The 22,798-nt window shown below is 32.3% G+C and carries 18 protein-coding genes; 13 read left to right on the top strand and 5 right to left on the bottom strand.

The genetic code is table 11. The annotated features are described in order from the left end of the window. Positions 1–140: 140 nt before the first annotated feature. A complete protein-coding gene (locus C1H87_RS07440) occupies positions 141–1,385 on the bottom strand; it encodes a leucine-rich repeat domain-containing protein (protein WP_102755208.1) in 1,245 nt (414 codons plus the stop codon). An 875-nt stretch (positions 1,386–2,260) separates the two neighbouring features. Further along, positions 2,261–3,187, bottom strand: coding sequence for a helix-turn-helix transcriptional regulator (locus tag C1H87_RS07435; protein WP_102755207.1), 927 nt, complete (start codon positions 3,185–3,187; stop codon positions 2,261–2,263). A gap of 217 nt (positions 3,188–3,404) precedes the next feature. Between C1H87_RS07435 and C1H87_RS07430 the strand changes: the two genes are divergently transcribed. From C1H87_RS07430 to C1H87_RS07370, 13 genes are all read left to right on the top strand, one after another. Beyond that, positions 3,405–3,929, top strand: coding sequence for an RNA polymerase sigma factor (locus C1H87_RS07430; RefSeq protein ID WP_102755206.1), 525 nt, complete (start codon positions 3,405–3,407; stop codon positions 3,927–3,929). Between the two features lie 60 nt (positions 3,930–3,989). After that, a complete protein-coding gene (locus C1H87_RS07425) occupies positions 3,990–5,672 on the top strand; it encodes a porin family protein (protein ID WP_158655153.1) in 1,683 nt (560 codons plus the stop codon). A gap of 283 nt (positions 5,673–5,955) precedes the next feature. After that, entirely contained in the window at positions 5,956–6,822 is an 867-nt protein-coding gene (locus C1H87_RS07420; RefSeq protein WP_102755204.1) for a hypothetical protein, read from the top strand. 227 nt (positions 6,823–7,049) lie between these two features. Next, positions 7,050–8,171, top strand: a complete 1,122-nt coding sequence (locus C1H87_RS07415; RefSeq protein ID WP_102755203.1) for a carboxylesterase family protein — start codon at positions 7,050–7,052, stop codon at positions 8,169–8,171. Positions 8,172–8,323: 152 nt separating this feature from the next. Beyond that, on the top strand, positions 8,324–9,307 hold the full coding sequence (locus C1H87_RS07410) for a BspA family leucine-rich repeat surface protein (RefSeq protein ID WP_102755202.1): 984 nt from the start codon (positions 8,324–8,326) through the stop codon (positions 9,305–9,307). A 38-nt stretch (positions 9,308–9,345) separates the two neighbouring features. After that, a complete protein-coding gene (locus C1H87_RS07405) occupies positions 9,346–10,926 on the top strand; it encodes a DUF5018 domain-containing protein (protein WP_102755201.1) in 1,581 nt (526 codons plus the stop codon). 38 nt (positions 10,927–10,964) lie between these two features. After that, complete coding sequence (locus C1H87_RS07400; RefSeq protein WP_102755200.1) at positions 10,965–12,335, top strand: BspA family leucine-rich repeat surface protein; 1,371 nt, start codon at positions 10,965–10,967, stop codon at positions 12,333–12,335. Positions 12,336–12,373: 38 nt separating this feature from the next. Further along, positions 12,374–13,342: a BspA family leucine-rich repeat surface protein gene (locus C1H87_RS07395; RefSeq protein WP_102755199.1), complete on the top strand. Its 969-nt coding sequence runs from the start codon at positions 12,374–12,376 to the stop codon at positions 13,340–13,342. Between the two features lie 35 nt (positions 13,343–13,377). Next, positions 13,378–14,664: a hypothetical protein gene (locus C1H87_RS07390; protein ID WP_102755198.1), complete on the top strand. Its 1,287-nt coding sequence runs from the start codon at positions 13,378–13,380 to the stop codon at positions 14,662–14,664. Positions 14,665–14,833: 169 nt separating this feature from the next. After that, positions 14,834–15,034 carry a hypothetical protein gene (locus C1H87_RS07385; protein WP_102755197.1) on the top strand — a complete coding sequence of 67 codons (201 nt, stop codon included), beginning with the start codon at positions 14,834–14,836 and terminating at the stop codon, positions 15,032–15,034. A 561-nt stretch (positions 15,035–15,595) separates the two neighbouring features. Further along, positions 15,596–15,802 (top strand): hypothetical protein, encoded by a 207-nt coding sequence (locus C1H87_RS07380; protein WP_102755196.1) that lies wholly within the window; start codon positions 15,596–15,598, stop codon positions 15,800–15,802. 10 nt (positions 15,803–15,812) lie between these two features. Then, complete coding sequence (locus C1H87_RS07375; protein ID WP_102755195.1) at positions 15,813–16,328, top strand: hypothetical protein; 516 nt, start codon at positions 15,813–15,815, stop codon at positions 16,326–16,328. A 74-nt stretch (positions 16,329–16,402) separates the two neighbouring features. Further along, complete coding sequence (locus tag C1H87_RS07370) at positions 16,403–17,443, top strand: S41 family peptidase (RefSeq protein ID WP_102755194.1); 1,041 nt, start codon at positions 16,403–16,405, stop codon at positions 17,441–17,443. 641 nt (positions 17,444–18,084) lie between these two features. Here C1H87_RS07370 and C1H87_RS07365 read toward each other — a convergent pair. From C1H87_RS07365 to C1H87_RS07355, 3 genes are all read right to left on the bottom strand, one after another. Further along, entirely contained in the window at positions 18,085–19,539 is a 1,455-nt protein-coding gene (locus tag C1H87_RS07365; RefSeq protein WP_102755193.1) for a sialate O-acetylesterase, read from the bottom strand. Between the two features lie 182 nt (positions 19,540–19,721). Continuing rightward, positions 19,722–21,074 carry a Gfo/Idh/MocA family protein gene (locus C1H87_RS07360; RefSeq protein ID WP_102755192.1) on the bottom strand — a complete coding sequence of 451 codons (1,353 nt, stop codon included), beginning with the start codon at positions 21,072–21,074 and terminating at the stop codon, positions 19,722–19,724. A gap of 124 nt (positions 21,075–21,198) precedes the next feature. Further along, on the bottom strand, positions 21,199–22,713 hold the full coding sequence (locus C1H87_RS07355) for an alpha-L-fucosidase (protein ID WP_102755191.1): 1,515 nt from the start codon (positions 22,711–22,713) through the stop codon (positions 21,199–21,201). Positions 22,714–22,798 lie beyond the last annotated feature (85 nt).

Here is a 22,798-nt window from a genome sequence, read left to right as displayed (position 1 = left end):
TTTAATTGAGGCGAATTAATGGGCTTTATTAAATGTAAAAGTAGCTTTAAAAAAGTTTTTGACAATCGATTTAGTTTGTTTTCTGTATAAACGTATGTGACACTAATCAATAATTTTTATTATCTCTTGATTAAGAATTATTATCTTGAAGAAAAAGGATTTCCTGTTAAATCTACGGGTAACCCTATTGTTTCTTCAGGGAAACTGGTAAATTGATTATGGCTTAAATCAAGTATACGAAGCTTTTCAAGCAATCTGATTTCTACAGGTAACTGAGAAAGCTGATTTCTTGATAATGATAGGATTTGTAAATTTTGAATGCTTCCAATTTCTTTAGGAAGTTCTTTTAATTGATTTTTATCCAAATTAAAAGATCTGATGACGAAATTTTCAATTGAAGCGGGTAATGTAGTCAAACCATTATTTTCTAAATTTAAATCAAAAAATATATTATCTGGTGAAATAGAAGGAAAGCTTGTTAAGCTATTATTACTTAAATCTAAAGAAGATAAATGGTCTAATTTAGAAATAGATTCAGGCATGTTGGTTAAAAGATTGTTTTTCAATAGCAAACTTTCTAATTGACTTAAGTTTTCTAAAGACTCTGGAATTTCAGTTAATAAATTATTATTTAGAGATAAATGACGAAGTTTTTTAATATTAGTTATAGGTTTAGGGAAGTTACTGAAGTTGTTATTTGATAGCCAGAGTACTTTGAGTTCGGTAAGTTTATCCATAGATTCGGGGATATCACTTAATTGATTTTCATCCAAATGTAAAATTTCTAATTTTTTCAAGTTACTTATAGTAGGTTTAATAGATTTAATCTGATTTTTAGAAACGTTAAGGATGTTTAAGTTGCTTAAGTTATAAACTGCTACGGGCAAACTTGTAATTTCACAACCTATTATACTTAATACCTCTAGTTGTTCAAGTTTTCCCATTGCCCCTGGGAAGTTTTTAATTTTTAAATTATTAAATTTAAGGCTTCTAAGGTGTATTAAGCCTTTTATTTCTTCAGGAATATGATTTATTGAAACTGGCTCAGGAGCGTCAATTCTTGGATCGGATTCATTTTCATCTATAATTTGAATACCGGTATCCGAGCCCGATTGCTCATTATCTATACCATCATCAAGTTTTCCCGTGAAAGAAAGACCTACTACTTTTCCATTTTCAATATCTACTCCTTGCCAATTGGATATATCTTTTGTAATATCCCAATTTAAATTGTTATCAGGATTTGCATTGTATATGGCAATCAGGGCTTCTTTTTCTGAAGTTAAATTATTAGTCTCAGATGTTATATCATCATTGCTGCAAGCAACAATATAAAGGCTAATTAAAAAGAAAATAACTTTAAAATGATTTTTTTTTTGAGGCATGGCATATCAAATTATAAGTGTAAGGCACTTTTTATTTTTTAAATAAAAAATGAATACCCTAATTCTTAGTTATATGGCCGCAAGTTAATTTTTTTAATTGGAATATGGAAAAGGGATTCTCAAAGGGTTAAATAAAATATTAAATAGTTATCTTAAGCAAAAAGCCTCATATTTTGTGCAACCAACACAACTACTCCCTAGTTACCATAACCTTTATAAGTATGCTAAATCACTTATATTAACGTATTCGATGTAAGTTATACAGAAAAAAAACTAAATTAAAACATTGAAATACAGTTTTTTGTAATGTCTACACCTACTCGGCTGCTACGGTGTACCCACATCTTTTTAATCAAGCCACGAATTACACAGATTTACACGAATAAAACCTCAATATAATGGATAACTCTCTATACTATTCATAATCACGAATCAGACTTTCGGTCTGTTTTTACAATCCAAACCCGATTTAATTCTATTATATTTTTCGCACTTTAATTTATTAATAAATAAACTTAAATTACTTATTTGTAAATAATTTATATTTAGAGCCATTTGTGATAATTCGTGGAATTAGTGTCTATCTTTCTAAAATTATTGTTTAATATAAAGCCGTATTTGTGGGGACACCGTAGCTGTCGGCTGGCAGGGAGCGAAGCATGAGCGACGAGACATCCCATTATGATGAGATTTCTCCTCGTTCCTCGTCGAAATTGTAAAGGTTTCATCTTTAAAATCTCTCAAAAAACTGATTATCAGTATTCAATATATCGACCTTGACGTTATATTAATGAAAAACAGAAGCAGTTGCGGATGTAAATTATTTATAACTAATTTTTAGTTGTGTAAGTAAAATTATCTTATAATCATAACTGTTATAAAGCATATTGGCTAGGTGAGATTCCATATGTTTTTTTAAAGAGTTTACTAAAAGTCGATAAATTAGGAAAACTTAGCATTATGGCAATATCCGTTAATGTATGTTTTTTTTCTCTTAAATAAGTTTTTGCCATTTGCATTTTTAGAGTTAAAATGTACTGGTGTGGTGTTCTTTTAAAAATAAGCTTAAATGAATTGTACAAATGAAATTCAGAAAGAGAAGAAACTTTCGAAAGCTCATCTATAGAAATGTTTTTATCGTAATTGTCATTAATGTATTCATAAGCCAAAAGCAACCTTTTAAAGGTTTCTATTTTAGCCGTTTTTTTTTGTAACTGAATTTTACTCGCAGACAAATAAGCATAATATTGATCTCTATATAGGCTTTGTAACATTTCAATAGTTAACTCTTTAGCATCTAAAATATTAAAACCTCCCATATTTGTACATTCATATATCGATTTTAATAACTTTCCGGTAGGATATAAATCTGTATTATAGGACCTCTCTATGAATAAAAAATCTTTTAGGTCTTTTTGTAAAGGCGGATCTAATAAACTTTTTGTTTTAGTGTTACAGCAAAATGAAAATTCATTCAAGAAGTTTTCAGATATTACAAAGCACAGTAAATCTAGCTTTTTATTGCCTGCATTTATGTATTCCCAACCAAGGCCATGATTTGCAACCACAACTTTGTTATTATTTATAGCTAAACGTTTTTTTTCTAATAAAAAATTACCTTTGCCCTGCTTTATATAGGCAATAGTTAAACTGTTTTCGTTAAACTGAAAATGGTCTAACATACAATTAAATCGGGTTACATAATTTTTTTTATTGGAATAGGTAGGGGGTGTTTTTGATTTTTTTCTTGAAAAATGTTCATAATAAATATTTTCAAAATTTGTGGGGGCAATTTCAGTCATAATTAAGTAAGTGTTTTAATGTATTTTACATAGGCATGTTCGATTATGTAGACTTCATTTTTTATAAAAGGCTGCGCAAAAAAAAATGTACGCAGCCTTTTATAAAAAGTACAGTCTATAGTATATAGACTGTATTTATTTTTAAATTTTTACGGTAGTTTTAATTATATGAAATTCATGATTTAACAAACAATTGTTTTAAATTTAGTTTTGGTTTTTGAGTATAGAGGATTTAATAAAAAAGTGTCAGGAAAACAATATTAAGGCTCAAAAGGAACTTTATGAGATGTTTGCACCTACACTTATGGGGATATGTATTAAGTATTGTAAGGATCAGGCTTTAGCAGAAGATTTATTTCAGGAATCTTTCATAAAAATATTTAATAAAATACATCAATTTAAAGGGGAAGGTTCTTTTGAAGGCTGGTTAAAAAGGTTAAGTATAAACACAATATTAACGCATTTAAAAAAACAAATTCATTTTTTACCTGTAAGTAAAGATTTTGTTGAAGATTTAACAGAAGAAACGTATGATTTTGAAGCATATTCCATTGATTTTTTGCTGGATAAAATCCAAGAACTACCACAACAATACAGATTGGTCTTTAATATGTATGTGTTGGATGATTTGCCTCATAGAGAAATTGCAGATTTGTTAAATATTGCGGTTAGTACCTCAAAATCAAATTTAACAAGAGCAAAAGCGCTATTAAGAAAAGAGATAAAAACCAAATCAAGTTAAAAGTACTTTAGAGTGATAAATAAGGAGCACAAAAATTTAGAAAATTTAGTTAAAAACAAGTTGAAAGACTTGAAGCTGCCTTATAGTGAAAGTTTATGGGATCGCATTGAGGAAAACCTGCCTCAGAATAAGAAAAAGAAAAAGACTAGAATAATTTGGTTATTACCTATTGGTGTAGCTGCCTCATTAGTATTATTATTAATATTAAAACAAGAGCCTTCACAAAATAACGATATAAATAGAATTACAGTTACCCCTTATCATGAAGAAGAATTATGTCCCGATGATGTTGAAAGTAATTATGTATTAGATACAGAGAATGACACAGAACAATTAGATTCAAGTAGTCAGGTAAACGAATTTAAAGGCATTAGTAATAAAAATAATTTTAATGCAAATCCGATTGTAGTTACACAACAAGATCAAAAATCAAAAACAGAATCTAATTCGGTAATAGCAACAGGAAAAGATATAGCCCCTAAAGAATCTTTAAATCCTACAAAAATAGTACAAGGCATTACCAAAGAATCGTTTTTAGAAGCAGATGAGCTTATTGGGGTTTCCACTAAAGATCAAAAATTAAAAACAGAATCTAATCCGGTAATAGCAACAGTAAAAGAAATAGCCCCTAAAGAATCTTCGAACCCTACAAAAATAGTGCAAGGCATTACCAAAGAATCGTTTTTAGAAGCAGATAAGCTTATTGGGGTTTCTACCAAAGATCAGAAGTCAAAAACAGAATCTAATCCAGTAATAGCAATAGTAAATGAAATAGCCCCTAAAGAATCTTCGAACCCTACAAAAATAGTACAAGGCATTACCAAAGAACCGTTTTTAGAAGCAGATAGGCTTATTGGGTGGGCAACTAAAGATCAAAAATCAAAAATAGGATCTAATCCGGTAATAGCAACAGGAAAAGAAATAGTTACTGAAAAACCTTTAAACCCTATAGAAATAGCACAAGACATTAACAAAGACCCATTTTTAGAAGCCATAGAAGAGGGGGCAGAAGATAACAATAACAACAAAAAGAAAGAAAAAAACAGGTGGACTTTACTGCCCCAAGTAGCCCCTTTGGCATATAATTCTATTTCGAAAGGATCTCAAATAAATTCCAATTTTTCTAACAAGCCTCAATCGTCAAAAAGTGATATAAGCTATGGTATAAAAATAAGCTATAAAATTGCAAATAATATAGAAATCCGTTCAGGTTTAAGTACTGTTAATGTAAATTTATATACAAAAGAGCTGTCTAATAGCGAACTTTTTAAATTAGGTAATGCTATTGCTATAAATATAGAATCTAATCCAGATGGAGGAATAGAAGATCCAGGAGGGGGGATAGGACTAAGCAACCTCCCTATTTTACAAACAGAAGGTCCTAGAAGCTTACAACAGCAAATAAATTATATAGAAATACCAGTTGAGCTGGCATATAAAATTATAGATAAAAAAATAGGTGTTTCTATTATAGGTGGCATCAGCACATTTATTTTAAATGCCGATAAAAATAAAGTATTTATAGCTACAGAATTAGGCAAAAGCCAAATAGGAAGTACAAACAATGTAAATACTGCTAGTTTTTCTGGAAATATAGGTCTTGGAGTTGATTATTATATAACTAAAAGAGTACAAATTAATATAGAACCTATTTTTAAGTATCAACCCAATGCTTTTGAAAATAATACAAGTTTTCAACCTTATATTTTTGGAGTTTATAGTGGTATTAAATTTAAACTTTAAAAATAGGTTTTTGTTTGTAATTGCATAAAATAACAATTCCTATCTATTCCCGCTTTTTTATTTAACTGCTATATCATGTATTCATTGAATTCATGCGATAAAAGAGGCCTGTTTTATTGTTAAACCCCTCAAAAAAAACATCTTAAAAGATTAAAATAAAAGTTTTTTGACAAATGCTTTGCTATGTAATGATATAGTTTTGCTCGTGTAATAAAGTATAAATTATGAAAAGTATGCATGAAATACCCATTCTTTATATCTAAGCAAAGACATTTTAAAAGCTATGAAAACCAAATCTATTTTAATTTTTTACCTACTATTATTAGCATTGTTTTCCTGTAGTTCAGAAAATAATGATGCGGTTGATCCGCCAATCTCTCCTAAAACCAAGAGTTGCTTAACAAAAAGTATTAAATACTCAAACGGTATAGAAAGCAAACATAATTATAATGAAGAAAGCCAACTAATACAAACGGAATGGTTTAATAAAGAAGGAGAAAAAACAAGTACACAAAATTATATTTACAGTGAAGGTAGAGTTGTTTGTAACAATTTTGATAATGATGGTAACAAAACACGAACCTCGTCATATGATATTCTCCAAAACAACCAAATTCAATTTTTCCTTAAACAGGGAGAAGAAACAGTTAGGGAATTTTATAAATATGATGATAACAAATATTTGATTGAAAGAAACACAGAACAGGTTATTAGAATTTTTGATCTACTCTCAGGTACAATTGTAGACTCATTTATTGATAATATAACATATACTTATAAGGATGGTAATTTAATCGAGGTAAAGACTAATCGGTTGCATAGAAGTGAAGTAGACCCAGTTGGACCAGAACCAAATAAAGTTACTTTAGAAGAATCAAAAACCGACTACGTGGAATATGAATATGACACAAGTTTGATAAATAAACAGGTAGAACCAGAAGTACTTGTAGCTTTAGGTTATAATACCCCGAATAAGAACTTACCTATTAAGATTATTTATAAAGACGAAAATAACGTGGTTACTGGAAGTGCAGATATATCATATGAATTGGATGAAAATGGATATATCACTTCTGAAACACATACACAGGACGATTCTAATGGTATTGTGGCCTATAAGTATAATTGTATTACTGCCGAAGACTCTTAAAGATAATAAATAACAGCCTAAAAGAATTTCTCTCATGTTAAACCTTAGGATTTCCCGATTAAAAATCATCATAAACCTGAAAACAAGCACTTTAATTACGGCAGTAGTACGGTATGTTAAATATAAAACCGTTTTACAAGAGTAATAGCCATTGTTTTTAGTGCCCTTTGCAGAAAATATTTCTGTTATAAAATCAAAACCCAACATCAATTTATAAAACCTATTTTATGAAAAAATTTATATTTTCATTAGTCATTGTACTGTCTTCTTTTTGTGTACAAACTAATGCTCAAGCACCTTACGGAACGGCAGGCTCTCACACTGCTGTAAGGTTGGATACTGCCGTAGATAACCCGCCTTATGGATTTTATGAGTACCTGCCTCAAAACTTTAGTACCACCTCAGGAGAAAAATACCCTATAGTTTTCTTTTACCATGGCATTGGCGAAAAAGGAAATGGATCTAGCGATTTGGCAAAAGTCCTTAAAAATGGCCCTCCAAGAAGAATTGAAGCAGGAAGGCATTATCCAGCTATTGTAATATCTCCGCAAGCGACCTATGGTTATTTTAATGGTGCAGACTTCTTAAGGTTGTATAATTATTTTATATCAAAATACCCCGTAGATACAGATAGAGTTTATGTAACAGGATTAAGTGCCGGTGGTGGTGGTACGTGGAGAGCAGCAGAAGCTCATCCTGATAAAATTGCAGCTATAGTGCCTATTTGTGGCGCAAATAGAATAGGAAACCCTTCAGCATTTCTACAAAAAGTACCTGTTTGGGCGCATCATAATTTCTTAGATCGTTCAGTTGGAAAAGGCTTGACCATAGATAATGTAAATAGAATAGCTAATACCTCTGGTAGCGTGATGGATGTATATCCTTTTGGACCTGGTAACACAGTTGCCAATACAGATTATACGATGCAATTCGATATAGAGAACCAAAGCTGGAGCGCTGCTATGGGCGTTATAAAACCAGAGCAAAACATGTGTTTTACGCTTTATAAGAAAGGAAATCATGATGCCTGGACCAAAACCTATGGCAACCAAGCTGTAATGGATTGGCTCTTTGCGCAAAACTTACAGAACCATACTTTAAACATTCCTGATGTTACCGTAACAGAAAATCAAAAAGTTAAAATATCTGTACGTCATACTAACAATGAGTTGATTATTGATGCAGACGAAGCAATAAGTGAAATTGCCTGTTTTGATATTACAGGTAGGCAATTTCTAAAACAAAAAAATAATACCATAAAAACAGAAAGACTTCCTGGACCAATAATTATGATAAAAGTTAAAACGGTACAAGGGAAACAAGGATATAGTAAAGTTATAATCCAATAACCCTAAAAATTTCAATAGTATAAAAACTCATCCATCTTAATGGATACGAATATGCTATTGAAATAAAAAAAAGAATAAAGAAATGAATACAAAAAATACGCCATTATATAAAAGAGTAACCCACTAAACCATAATCTTAAAATTTATACACTATGAATTTTTCATTAAAACAACAGTGGAACTTAATATTACTTGTATTAACAAGTATCACATTGTTATCTTGTTCATCGGATGATAATAATGTAATAGAAAACCCGGAATTTATAACAACCTGGAAAACCACCGAAGCCAATGAGTCTATTCTGATACCAATTTTTTTTGGTGTTGACAATAATGGAGAAACAGAAGAAGTATATAATTACTCTGTAGATTGGGGAGATGGTAGTACAGATACTAACCAAACAGGTAGTGCAACTCATAGCTATGCTACAGCAGGCACCTATACCGTTTCCATAACAGGAGATTTTCCAAGAATATATTTCCCTTCAGATGAACTAGGTCGATTTCGTTTAAAAATACAAAGTGTAGAAAATTGGGGAAGCCAGGTATGGACTTCCATGAACAGTGCTTTTTCTCGTTGTGAAAATTTAGTAGTAAATGCTGTTGATACACCTAATTTATTTAAAGTAACCGATATGGCAAGTATGTTTTTTGGAGCTAAAAATTTTAATCAGGATATAAGTAGGTGGAATGTCTCTAACGTCACAGATATGAGTTCTATGTTTTCTGGAGCTATAAATTTTAATCAGGATTTGAGTACATGGGATGTATCTAGGGTGACTACCATGGTAAGTATGTTTAAGAATGCAACAAATTTTAATCAGGATTTGAGTAAATGGGATGTGTCTAATGTGACTGGCATGGGAAATATGTTTAGGAATGCAATGAATTTTAAACAGGATTTGAGTAAATGGGATGTATCTAAGGTGACTGATATGGAAGATATGTTTGCAAACGTAACGCTATCTACAAAACATTACGATACATTATTAGATGTCTGGAGTAAGCTTACACTACAAAAAGGAGTAAAATTTAGCGGAATTAACAGTACTTATTGTCATGGGGAAACCGCTAGACAAAAACTAATCAATGATTTCGGCTGGACTATTACCGATGGCGGTAAAAACTGTAACTAATTACATTGTAGTTCCTAAATCTTTAAATAAAAAATAGTATGAATATATTTAGAATACCCCTAATTACATTATTATTAATGTTTATTGTTTCTTGTTCAAAAGAAGACGTAAAAAGAAGTAATGCAAAAGAACTTACATCATTTATCATAAATGATGTTAAAGCCACAGTAAATCAACAAAATAAAACACTGGAGATTACATTGTCAGCAGGTACAGACAAAACCTCTCTAAAAGCAGAGGTAGAATTGTCAGACAAAGCCACCATTTCACCAGACCCTGTAGTAGCTAGAGATTACACAAACCCTGTTGAATTTACCGTTACTGCCGAAGATGGCTCAACACAAAAGTATACGGTAATGGTAACTGTTTTAAGTAATGCTAATGCAATTACTAAGTTTATAGTAAATGATGTAGCAGGTAATATCAATGAAAATGATAAAACGATTACTTTGAAGTTGCCTAGCGGAACCAATGTTGCTGCATTATCAGCGACAACAGAAATAGCAGACAAAGCCACCATTATGCCAGACCCTGCAGTAGCTAGAGATTACACAAACCCTGTTGAATTTACCGTTACAGCTGAAGATGACTCAACACAAAAATATACGGTAATGGTAACTGTTTTAAGTAATGCTAACGCAATTACTAAGTTTATAGTAAATGATGTAGCAGGTAATATCAATGAAAATGATAAAACGATTACTTTGAAGTTGCCTAGCGGAACCAATGTTACTGCATTATCAGCGACAACAGAAATAGCAGACAAAGCCACCATTACGCCAGACCCTGCAGTAGCTAGAGATTACACAAACCCTGTAGAGTTTACCGTTACTGCCGAAGATGGTTCAACACAAAAGTATACGGTAACTGTGAAAAATGCTCCCTCTACTGCTTTTATAACCACCTGGAAAACCACAGAAGCCAATGAGTCTATTCTGATACCAATTTTTTCTGGTGTTGATAATAATGGAGAAAGAGAAGAAGTCTATAATTACTCTGTAGACTGGGGAGATGGTAGTACAGATACTAACCAAACAGGTAGTGCAACTCATAGTTATGCTACAGCAGGTACCTATACCGTTTCCATAACAGGAGATTTTCCAAGAATATATTTCCCTTCAGATGAACTAGGTCGATTCCGTTTAAAAATACAAAGTGTAGAAAATTGGGGAAGTCAGGTATGGACTTCCATGAACAGTGCTTTTTCTCGTTGTGAAAATTTAGTAGTAAATGCTGTTGATACACCTAATTTATCCAAAGTAACTGATATGGCAAGTATGTTTTTTGAAGCTACAAGTTTTAATCAGGACATAAGTAGTTGGGATGTATCTAATGTCACTGATATGAGTTTTATGTTTTCTGGAGCTATAAATTTTAATCAGGATTTGAGTAACTGGAATGTGTCTAAGGTGACTGATATGGAAGATATGCTCACAAAGACAAACCTATCTGCACGACATTACGAAAATTTATTAGATGCCTGGAGTAAGCTTACACTACAAAAAGGAGTGAAATTTAATGTAGGTAATACGACCTATTGTCATGGAGAAGCCGCTAAGCAAAAACTAATCAATGATTTCGGCTGGACTATTACCGATGGCGATAAATACTGTGACTAATTACATTATAGTTCCTAAATCTTTAAATAAAAAATATCATGAATATATTTAGAATACCTCTAATTACATTATTATTAATGTTTATTACTTCTTGTTCAAAAGAAGACGTAAAAAGAAGTAATGCAAAAGAGCTTATAGCATTTAGCATAAACGATATTAAAGCCACAGTAAACCAACAAGATAGCGCACTGGAGATTACATTGCCGGCAGGAACAGACAAAACCTCTTTAAAAGCTGAGGTGGAGCTGTCAGACAAAGCCACCATTACGCCAGACCCAGCAGTATCTAGAGATTACACAAACCCTGTAGAGTTTACTGTTACTGCAGAGGATGGTTCAACACAAAAGTATACGGTAACTGTGAAAAATGCTCCTCCTACAGCTTTTATAACAACCTGGAAAACCACAGAAGCCAATGAGTCTATTCTGATACCAATTTTTTCTGGTGTTGATAATAATGGAGAAACAGAAGAAGTCTATAATTATTCTGTAGACTGGGGAGATGGTAGTACAGATACTAACCAAACAGGTAGTGCAACTCATAGTTATGCTACAGCAGGTACCTATACCGTTTCCATAACAGGAGATTTTCCAAGAATATATTTCCCTTCAGATGAACTAGGTCGATTTCGTTTAAAAATACAAAGTGTAGAAAATTGGGGAAGCCAGGTATGGACTTCCATGAACAGTGCTTTTTATAATTGTGAAAATTTAGTGGTAAATGCTGTTGATACACCTAATTTATCCAAAGTAACGGATATGGGAAGTATGTTTTTGGGAGCTGCAAATTTTAATCAGGATATAAGTAAATGGGATGTGTCTAAGGTGACAACTATGTCCTATATGTTTATGAAAGCAGCAAATTTTAATCAGGATTTGAGTAAATGGAATGTGTCTAAGGTGACAACTATGGTCTATATGTTTTCTGAGGCCACCAGTTTTAATCAGGATTTGAGTAACTGGGATGTATCTAACGTCACTAATATGGGAGCTATGTTTTCTGGGGCCATCAGTTTTAATCAGGATTTGAGTAAATGGGATGTATCTGAGGTGACTGATATGAGTGTTATGTTTTATGGGGCAGCAAATTTTAATCAGGATTTGAATAAATGGGATGTGTCTAAGGTGACAAATATGATCTATATGTTTTATGGGGCAGCAAATTTTAATCAGGATTTGAGTAAATGGGATGTATCTAAGGTGGTTTATATGGAATATATGCTCACAAAGACAAACCTATCTGCGCAACATTACGATACGTTGTTAGAGGCCTGGAGTAAGCTTACACTACGAAATGGAGTAAAATTTAGCGCAGCTAACAGTACTTATTGCAATGGAGAAGCCGCCAGACAAAAACTAATCAATGATTTTGGCTGGACCATTACCGATGGTGGTAAAAATTGTAACTAATTACATTGTAGTTCCTAAACCTTTAAATAAAAAATATCATGAATATATTTAGAATACCCCTAATTGCATTATTATTAATGTTTATTGCTTCTTGTTCAAAAGAAGACGTAAAAAGAAGTGAAGCAAAAGAGCTTATAGCATTTACCATAAATGATGTTAAAGCCACAGTAAACCAACAAGATAGCGCACTGGAGATTACATTGCCAGCAGGTACAGACAAAACCTCTCTAAAAGCTGAGGTGGAATTGTCAGACAACGCCACCATTTTACCAGACCCTGCAGTAGCTAGAGATTACACAAACCCTGTAGAGTTTACCGTTACAGCCGAAGATGGCTCAATACAAAAGTATACGGTAACTGTGAAGAGTAACCCTTCTACTGCTTTTATAACAACCTGGAAAACCTTAAGAAATAACGAATTTATTACTATACCTACATATAAGGGAGAAACTTACAACTATACTGTAAACTGGGGAGACGATACTACTAGTATTAACCAAACGGGCGATGCAACCCATGGTTATGCCACGGCAGGTACCTATACCGTTTCTATAACTGGAGATTTTCCAAGAGTTTATAATAATGGATCAAGCAGCATCAGTCGAAGAATACAAAGTGTAGAACAATGGGGCAATCAGGTATGGACCTCTATGCAATTTGCTTTTATGGGATGTAGGGATTTACAAATCAATGCTTCAGATGCACCAGATCTCTCAAAGGTAACAGACATGAGTTCTATGTTTGAAAATGTTACCAGTTTTAATGGTAATAATATTAGTAGCTGGGATGTGTCAGAAGTAACCAATATGTCAAGTATGTTTAGAGATGTTACACTTTCTAGCGAGAATTATGATGAGATCCTGGAAAGCTGGAGTAAACTTACACTGCAAAAAGGAGTAAGACTTAGCGTAGGTAACACTACTTTTTGTAATGGAGAAGCCGGGAGAAATAAATTAATCAATGATTTTGGCTGGACCGTTGCCGATGGTGGTAAAAATTGTAACTAATTACATTGTAGTGTCCAATTTATAAAAATAATATTATGATAGATAAAAGTAGTATAGGCTACAAATTACAACTAAATCTTAAAAAACAAACATTATTTCTATTCACATTGCTAATTAGTTTGTTTTTAGGTTGTAACAATGATGATGGTGTAGATGCAGATGCTGATGCAGATAATAATGATAACCCATCTAATTTACTAGAAAATTTCAAACTCCTTGGTCAAAGTATTAATGGTACAGAAGAGTTTAATCTTGCGCGATCTTACATTAACCTAAGTGGTGATGGAAAAACATTAGTTATTAGCGCACATTCTGCCTCTAATCAAGCAGATAACCGTGTTGGATATGCACGTGTTTATGAATTAATGGGAGAACAATGGGTGCAAAAAGGCACAGATATCACAGAATATAATATAAGTAGTCATAATACTATTAATAAAGATGGTAGTATAATTGCAACAATATCATCAAAAACGACCAGTAAACCAAGTAGCGTACACATATATAAGTTTGAGAAGAATGACTGGGTAAATATTGGTAACATAGATCTTAATTTTAATGGAGCTTCTATAGATTTAAATAGTTCTGGAACTGTAATAGCTATTTCGTCGACAGCAAGTCTTGGCACAAATAACACGGAAAAAATTCAAGTATATCAATTCAATGGGACAAATTGGGATCGTAAAGGAAATCCAATTAATGACAATGATCTAGGGTTTACAGTTAGTTTAGATGATGCTGGTAATACGTTAACCGCAGGTGAAAACAATTTATATTCGATTAACATAGGGCATTTAAGTACGTATACATTTTCTAATAATTCGTGGGTATTAAGAAGTAGTACCCCAGGAATTAAAAATGACTTTGTAAATTCTGTTAGTATAAGTAGTGATGGCAACGTATTGACATCTAACTTATTCGACAAAGAAACATCTGAACTGACCGTGTATACTTATGAAAACCAGAGTTTTATAGAAGAAAAGATAAGTATAGAAGCGTCAGCGTTAATATCTGGTGATATAAGGAATGTCAAACTTAGTAAGAGTGGAAAAGTATTAATAGTAGGGCCACTTTGGGTAAAGGATAGCGCTCAAAATAAAAATAAAGAAATAGTTGCTTACATAAAAAATGATAACAATATCTGGTCGGAAACATGGGATTTAAATGGCACATCGTCATTATTTCCTAATAGCTTTGGTAATCAGGTTGTGGTTAGTGATGATGGATATACCGTTGCTGTTACCTCTGGAGAAGATGGCGAAATAACTCAAAATCTTGGACAAATATCTATATATACTGTTAATAAAGATTTATTAAAGTGAAAATGCTGTTATATAATTTTAAAATTTCCAAGAAAGTACGTTCAAAAACACCCAAAGTGCGTAGGACTAAATGAGTATTAAAACGTTAAAATAAAAGTTTTTTGACAAATGCTTTGCTGCGTAATGATATAGTTTTGTTTATACAATGAACTATAAATTATAATAAACTATGAAAATCAAAAAAATGTTTACCAGAGTTTTAATGGTTTCCTTAATAACTGTTATGTACTCATGTACAACCGAGGATGTAATATTAGATGAAACAATCGATAGTAATGACAGTATTTTAAGTACTGGTGGCGGACCAAATACAGATGATAGTGGTGGTTCAGAAGATGATGATAGTAGCGGTTCAAAAGTCTCAACGTAGTAATTTATATAGACTTTTAAACAGTTAGTATATGACATTTTTAAAACCTTGGTAATTTTATTTTTTGCTTTTAACCTTATGATGCAATAGCGAAGAGCCAAAAGTAAAATCATCATGCTTAACTGGAACCCTGGAGCAAATTTACGCTACAAAATGGAGTAAAATTTAGTGGAGGTAAAGTACCTTTTTGTAATGGAAAAACCGCTAAACAAAAACTAGTTAATGGTTTTTGGTTGAACGATTATAGAAGGGGTGACTGTTTTATGGTAAAATTTAATTTACACATGAAAAAAATACAATCAATTTTAATAACACTATTATTTGGTTCAATCTGTTATTCTCAAATAAGTGTAGAAAAAAGGAGATTTTAAAAAAGGAAGAATCCAGTACACAAGGCTTCTTTGTGAAAAACGGAAAGACTAAAATAAAAGAATTAAAATACGTTTTTTTGGAAAATGGCCAGAAAAAATTACTAATACAGGGCCATGTTATAAATAGAACCAATTAATCCACTAATTTAAGTTATCGGTAAATTAAACTCGTTATTAAATAAGTAAAACAATGATATCAGGAGTAATTTTAATGATTTTAGCGCTTGTATTTTGGTTTGGAATGGCTAAAGATCCAACAGAAGAATCTGCAACTGGATTTGTAAGGGTTTTTAAATCTATATTCGGAATAAAGGGCTATGTAATTATGGCTAAAACCCTTGCCATATTTTGTTTATTGGCATCTTTATCAGAATTCTACAACTATTTTACTAAATAATATAAAATACATGGACATCATATATAGTTTAGAACATAGTGAGAATAGTGATATTGAATCGATTATAGAAAAAAATTCAACCATTTTAATTAATAAAATTGAACAACGATTTCATAATGGTTACGAAATTAAATATAGTGAGCCTAAAGTTCCTGAGAAAGATTGGTCTCACGAAATTAAAATAAGAAAAGGCAATAAAATTGGAGTGCTAATTGGTTTAAAATGGGAAAAAGACACCCCATATACTTTCGGAATAGAGATAACCGAATCTAGCATAACAGGTAATATGCTTACTTATGGCATTATAATTCCAATATCTTTAGTTGGAGCATATATGGGTGTTAATGATATAGAGCCTTTAACTTTTCTTCCAGGCAATCGTAAATTAGCTGCTGGTCTGGGAGGGCTTATAGGGCTTATTCCTGGAGGTATAATGGTTTATGTTATCAAATCAATTTTCATGAAAAAAGAAAAAAAAGAGAGCAGTGAGCTAATTAGAGAAATTATCGAAGTAATTTCCAAATAATTAATACATGAAGATAATCAATTAATAATCATTGTAAAAAGATTAGAAACCTGAAAAAATTCAATAAACAAAAAATGCACAGACTAATATATAATGTATTATTATTTACAATTATAATATCAACTAATAGTAATGCGCAAAGCATAAAACCAAGTAAAGATAGTATCGCTACTTTTTATAATTCTTTATTTTCAAATTTAAAATCTAAGTACTTATATAAAGATGAAATAAAGTGGAATGAAATAGAATTAGAAATAAAAGATACTTTAGGAAAATATAAACGTTTCTCAGCCTCTTTAGAAGTAATTATTCCTCATCTTTTTAGTAAAATAAAGGCAGAGCATTGCAGTGTTTATTTGGGGGAAAATGCTTATTCAATTAATAAGAATTTTACAGCTGAAGATTTTAGCGAACAATGGCTCACTAAATATGCATCAAACCCAGCTTTTGAAGCCAAAGTATTAGACAACAAATATGGTTACATTCTAATACCAGGAATGCTATATGAAGATACCAGTGTTGAAAATGTTCATAATATTGCTCAGCCACTTTATGATAAAATTTGTACGATTAAAAATAATCATAACATTAAAGGTTGGATTATTGACTTAAGATTTAATACTGGAGGAAATGTACATCCAATGCTATTAGCTCTTTATGATTTCTTAGGCGACACCTCTCAGGTTTACGGAACATTAGGTATAGATAAAAACAAACTAATTTCTAAAGCATCACTTTCTAATGGAAAGTATTACGAAAATGACACACTATCTTCATACATAATTCCTAAAGGAAAAGAACTTACTAAAACTCCAGTAGCCATAATTACGGGTATAGTTACTGCTAGTTCGGGAGAAATTGTTGCATTGGCTTTTAAGGGGCGTAATAATACCATCTACATAGGTGAGAAAACCATAGGAAAAACAACTACTAATGATAAAGTGGATTTACCGTTTGGTGCCTACATGGCTTTAACCGTAGGATACGATTGCGATAGAAATAATATCTTTTATAAAAACATTATCCCAGATGTTATGATAACAAAAGAAGATAATTTTGAAAATTTATTGGAAGACAAAAATATTATAGAAGCTATAAAATACATTAATAAATAGTTGTAAACAATATAAATATAAGCGTTTGATAGGTATTAATACTTTTTTACTTGGAACACTGTTTTTTGTAATTACTAATTGGAAAAAACAGAAAAAAGATTCCGGTAATGAAGCCTTTTCAACTTTAGAAAAGGAAAAAAATGGCTTCTGACTTTAATTTCCCGAAAAAGCAACTATAAAACTCTTAAAATAGAAGTTTGAAATTTGAAAAAGTATCTACTTCCGTACTATCCTTTTTACAAGTTAAATTTTCCAACGCCTAAAAATGCATCATCAGAAAACAGAAATGACAAATCCAAACTGAAATTCGTAGAAAAAATAATCTAACAATGATTAATTATAAACGATGAAACCAAGAGATAATAAAAATTATATAAAGATATTAGTAGATTTTATTAATACAATAATGGCCTTGCTTTTTTGTGGAGCAATTTTTTATGCGATTTATATTTTAGCTGTTTGGATTATGGAGGAGAGTTTTATCTTTTGAAAATAACTATTTGATGTTATAAAATGATAGATAAGGTTGGAGAAAGAGTAATAATATAAAGGCAATTCTAAGAAATTAGAATAGCTTAGGCTATAAAAATTTATATAGCTGACAATTAAAATGATTTATGTGCTATTTAAACGAAACCGCTTTATTTTTTAACTTGTGTAGCATCATCCCAGTTGTCGGTTCTAAAAGATGAGGCAGGTAAAAGATTAGCATCGTAAAGGGTACCAACTATCCAATTTTTCCAGGCGTATCTAATCGCTACGGGATTAGGTACTTTGTCGCTAATAGCAAATACATGCTTACGTTTTACAATTTTGGCGACGGCTGGATAAAATATTTTATCATCTCCCGCAATTTCGAATCCCGTTAACTCATTATAAGAATACAATCCCGTCTCAGCATTTTTAAATTTTAGGAGGATGCCTCCGTCTTTTAATTCTAGTGAATCATATATTGGAGCAGCGTAATCTATAGTTTTATAGTCATAGGTTTGGTTAAGTGCATTAAACAATAGCCTATCTGCAACTTCCTTTTTCTTTGGTGGGTGAATGTAGTTTTCTTCTCCAATATCTATGGTAATGGCTATTCCAGAATTTGGAATTAAATCTAGACATTGCAATTGTGCTTCTCGCATAAAAGCAGTATTGTTAACCGTTTGAAATACATCATTATTTCCATAATGAAATGGGGCAATTTGCACATAATAAAATGGAAAATCACCAATGCTCCAACGTGTTCTCCAATCTTTTACCATAGCAGGAAAGAGTGTTTTGTACTTCTCAGGTTCTTTATGATTACTCTCGCCTTGATACCATAATACTCCTTTTATTGTATAAGGAATCAATGGATTAATCATGGAGTTAAACAATGCTGTAGGGATATGATTTGTCCTCTCTGTGATATCTACATCATCTAGATTAATATTTTGATGAGGACCAAGCGCTTCCTTACTCATCCAAGCCTGCACGGTGCTTCCGCCCCAAGAAGTATGTATCATACCCACAGGACAACCTAAAATTTCTTGAAGTTGCTGACCAAAGAAATATGCTACTGCACTAAAGTTTGTAACACTAAGTGGCGATGCTTGTTGCCAACCTTTAAATTTTTCTATATTTCTTAATGGCGTTTTTGAACCAACTCTATCAACACTAAAAAGGCGTAAATTGACATTATTAGATTTTGCTGTTGCCATAGCAGAACCAAATGTTGGTTGCCCGTCATACCCCCTTACAGACTGTTGCATATTCGATTGACCAGAACATAGCCAAACCTCTCCAAATAAAACATTGTCTAATGTAATATTTGAAGTTTTACTATTTATATTAATGGATTGAGGAGCCTTACTGTCGGTCGTTTTTACTTCAATACGCCAACTCCCTTCTTTATCTGCTTCTAGGTTAATTGGTTCACCTAACCAAGAGGCATTGATGGTAATTTTCTCTTTAGCATCAGCCCAACCCCAAAGTACAATGGTGGTATTGCGCTGTAAAACCATATTTGACGATACAATAGCAGGAAGTTTAATCTCTGCCTTGATTGGTTGTATAAATAGTAAGTTAAATGCTGCTATTAAGATAATTAAAGTGACTCTTTTCATTTTTTATTATGTTTTGTTCTTCAATGCTTCTTCTTTCTTTACAGGTTATAACCTATTTGTGTATAGTTAGTTGCGTTGACTCGTTCTAAATATACTACGTCCAAAACCAAAATACTAATTATACACAATTAGTAAATTATAGGTTTTACAAGTGGCTAAAAGATAATAGATTCAAGGGGATATTATACTTTTGGCAGTACCCATCCGTTTTGATAATTTGCTTTTGCGAATTTATTGGCCTCTTTTTCTTTAAATTTTCCTGCTTCAGCATCCCAATAAATCCTATTGCCTGTCTTATAAGCAACATTGCCCATATGACAAACCACAGCGGCATCATATCCTACTTTTATAGGCGCTTTTAAAATAGAACGATCTCTACTTTTTACTGCTTCAATAAAGTTTTTAGTATGTAGCTCTGTGCCATTTACGTTTTGGTTGCCCTGATGCGGAATGCTTTCCATACGAGGAACTTTAGGACCAGACCAACCACTATGTTCATTTTCATGAATAACTTCCCAACCATCACGATTTAATACCAAAGTACCATTATTTCCTATAAAAGCGATACCATGTGTTTTTCCATAAGGTCCTCCATCTATACCTGTAGCTTGTTCCCATAGAATAGAAAAATCATCATATTCATAAACAGCCTGTAGGGAGTCTGGTGTTTCTGCCGCATCATTTGGATAAGCAAATTTGCCTCCTAAGGCCATTACAGATTTAGGATAACCAGCTTTCATACCATATAATGCATAATCCATAAGATGTACGCCCCAGTCTGTCATTAAGCCACCAGCGTAATCCCAATACCATCTAAAATTAAAATGAAATCTATTTTTATTAAAAGGTCTTTGAGTTGCCGGTCCTAACCACATTTTGTAATCTACACCATTTGGAACAGGACTATCTGGAACCACAGGAATGGTCTCCATCCAACCTTGATATGCCCAAACTTTGGCCAAGCGTATTTTTCCTAGTTTACCCGAATGCACATAGTTTATAGCATCAGCAAAATGCGGTAAACTACGTTGCCATTGTCCGACTTGAACTATGTTATCACTAGACTGTACACGATTAAGCATGATATCTGCCTCTTGGATAGAGTTTGCAATAGGCTTTTCGCAATACACATCTTTACCAGCGTCCAAAGCATCAGTTAATTGCAAACAATGCCAATGGTCTGGCGTGCCAATTATTACAACATCTATATCCTTGTTTTCTAATAATTTTCTATAATCGTTATACCATTTTGGTTTTTTAATACCAGCCTTTTCTAAATCTGCAGTTCTCTTTTTTAATATATTCTCATCTACATCACAAAGTGCAATAACACTAATGTTACTCATCTTAAGCATGCAAGTTAGATTCCAAAATCCCATGCCTTTACAACCGATTAAGCCTACGTTTATACGGTCGTTTGGACCTACTGTTTTTCTGATTTTAGCTAATAAATCCATTGGAAATAATAACGCAGCGCTGGTTCCTGCTAAAGCTAATGATGATTTCTTTATAAAATTCCTTCTATTGTTATACATCCTTTTATTTTTTTTAGTCTTAAGTGGTCTTTCTATGAATAGTTGGGGTGTGAAATTCTTCTTTATAAACTCGATTGAGGATTCGAACTAAAAAACTTTTTTATCTGTTTTATCTTTTATTGAACTAGTTCAGTTCAAACTTAAAAACAGTAGCAATATCATCCATTGTTGCATCAGGCACAGTAAGTATAAAGTTACGTTTTGCAAAATGCCATTTTGCTTCAACGTTGCTTCCTAATACTGTTACTTTTTTCACGCCTTGTTCTGGATAAAAAGTATGTCGTGCTAATACTCCAATATCTATTATGCTACCAACCTCAGGTTTACCAAGCATAAAAAGATAAAGGTATTTCCCATCTTTAGATTTTAAAAACCGACCATCATCTTTAGTGTATTCAATGGTTGCCGATTGCCCTCCAAAGTGACCATCTTCTGATTTGGCTTTACCAAATCCGTAAACACCAAAAGGTCTTGTTTCATAAATCGCTTCTTCATGTTTTTTCATCCATTCTCCTATCTTGGCAAGAATACTGCGTTGTTCTTGATTAATTACTCCGTTAGCTTTAGGAGATATATTAAGGAGCACAATACCATTTTTGCTCCAAACATCAATCATATTACGAACGACCAATTCGGCAGGTTTATAGGTTTGACCATCGGTATACGACCATGACCCAGTACTAAGCGTAACATCTGTTAGCCAAACCGACTCAGATAAATCTTTTTTACCACCTTGTTCAATATCTAAAACACCAACAGAGCTAGGGATATCTTGTTGTTTGTAAACAATTACAGCCTCTTGTTTTTTCTTTTTAGCCTCATTTAAATAATATGCGGCAAACTTTTTACGATGCTCTTGTGGAATTAATTTTAGCCATGAATCAAACCAAATAATATCTGGAGAATATTGGTCAATGACCTCTTTTAATTGGTCAAACCAATATTGATTAAATTCCTTTTCTGGAATATTACCGTATAATTTTGAAAGGATAGAATCTGTGGAAGACGTTGGGAAATCTGGTCCATAAGCGAAGTGACTATTGTAGGTGTCCCATTCTTTGGGATCACCATTGTGACGCTGCAAGTTTCTGGCATGATGAAAAGTGGTGATAAACTTCATACCTCTTGATTTGATTGACTTTTCTAGTTTCCCTGTAATGTCCTGTTTTGGACCTTTGTCTGCTGAATTCCATGGGTTTACTTTGCTGTCCCACATGGCAAAGCCATCATGGTGTTGTGCGGAAGGTCCCGCAAATCTTGCTCCAGTATTTTTAAAAAGCTCAGCCCATTCTTCTGGGTCAAATGCTTCCCCTTTAAACATGGGTACAAAATCATGGTAGCCAAATTCAGATAATGGACCATAAGTTTTAATGTGATGCTTTGAGGTGTTAGTATTTCTATACATCTGAAATGGGTACCACTCAGAACCATAGGCAGGTACAGAATATACTCCCCAATGAAAATAAATACCTAGTTTGGCATCGGCTAACCATTCGGGAGATTGATTATGTTTTGAGAGTGATTCCCAATTTGGTTCATATGTTGTTTCAGTTTTACTTACTGTTTCTTCTTCATTAGTTTTACATGCACTAAGAATAATAGACAGACAAAATAGTGTTATGAAAATATTTTTTCTCATTTATTTATGTTAAGATGGTCAAAGAATATAAAGAATATATTGTATTGATTTTATGTTCAATGAACAATTTTTTATATGAATTAAA

It is taken from the genome of Flavivirga eckloniae, assembly GCF_002886045.1.
Taxonomy (GTDB): domain Bacteria; phylum Bacteroidota; class Bacteroidia; order Flavobacteriales; family Flavobacteriaceae; genus Flavivirga; species Flavivirga eckloniae.
Note: the sequence above shows the minus strand (reverse complement) of the source record. Positions and strands in the feature narration are given on the sequence as shown.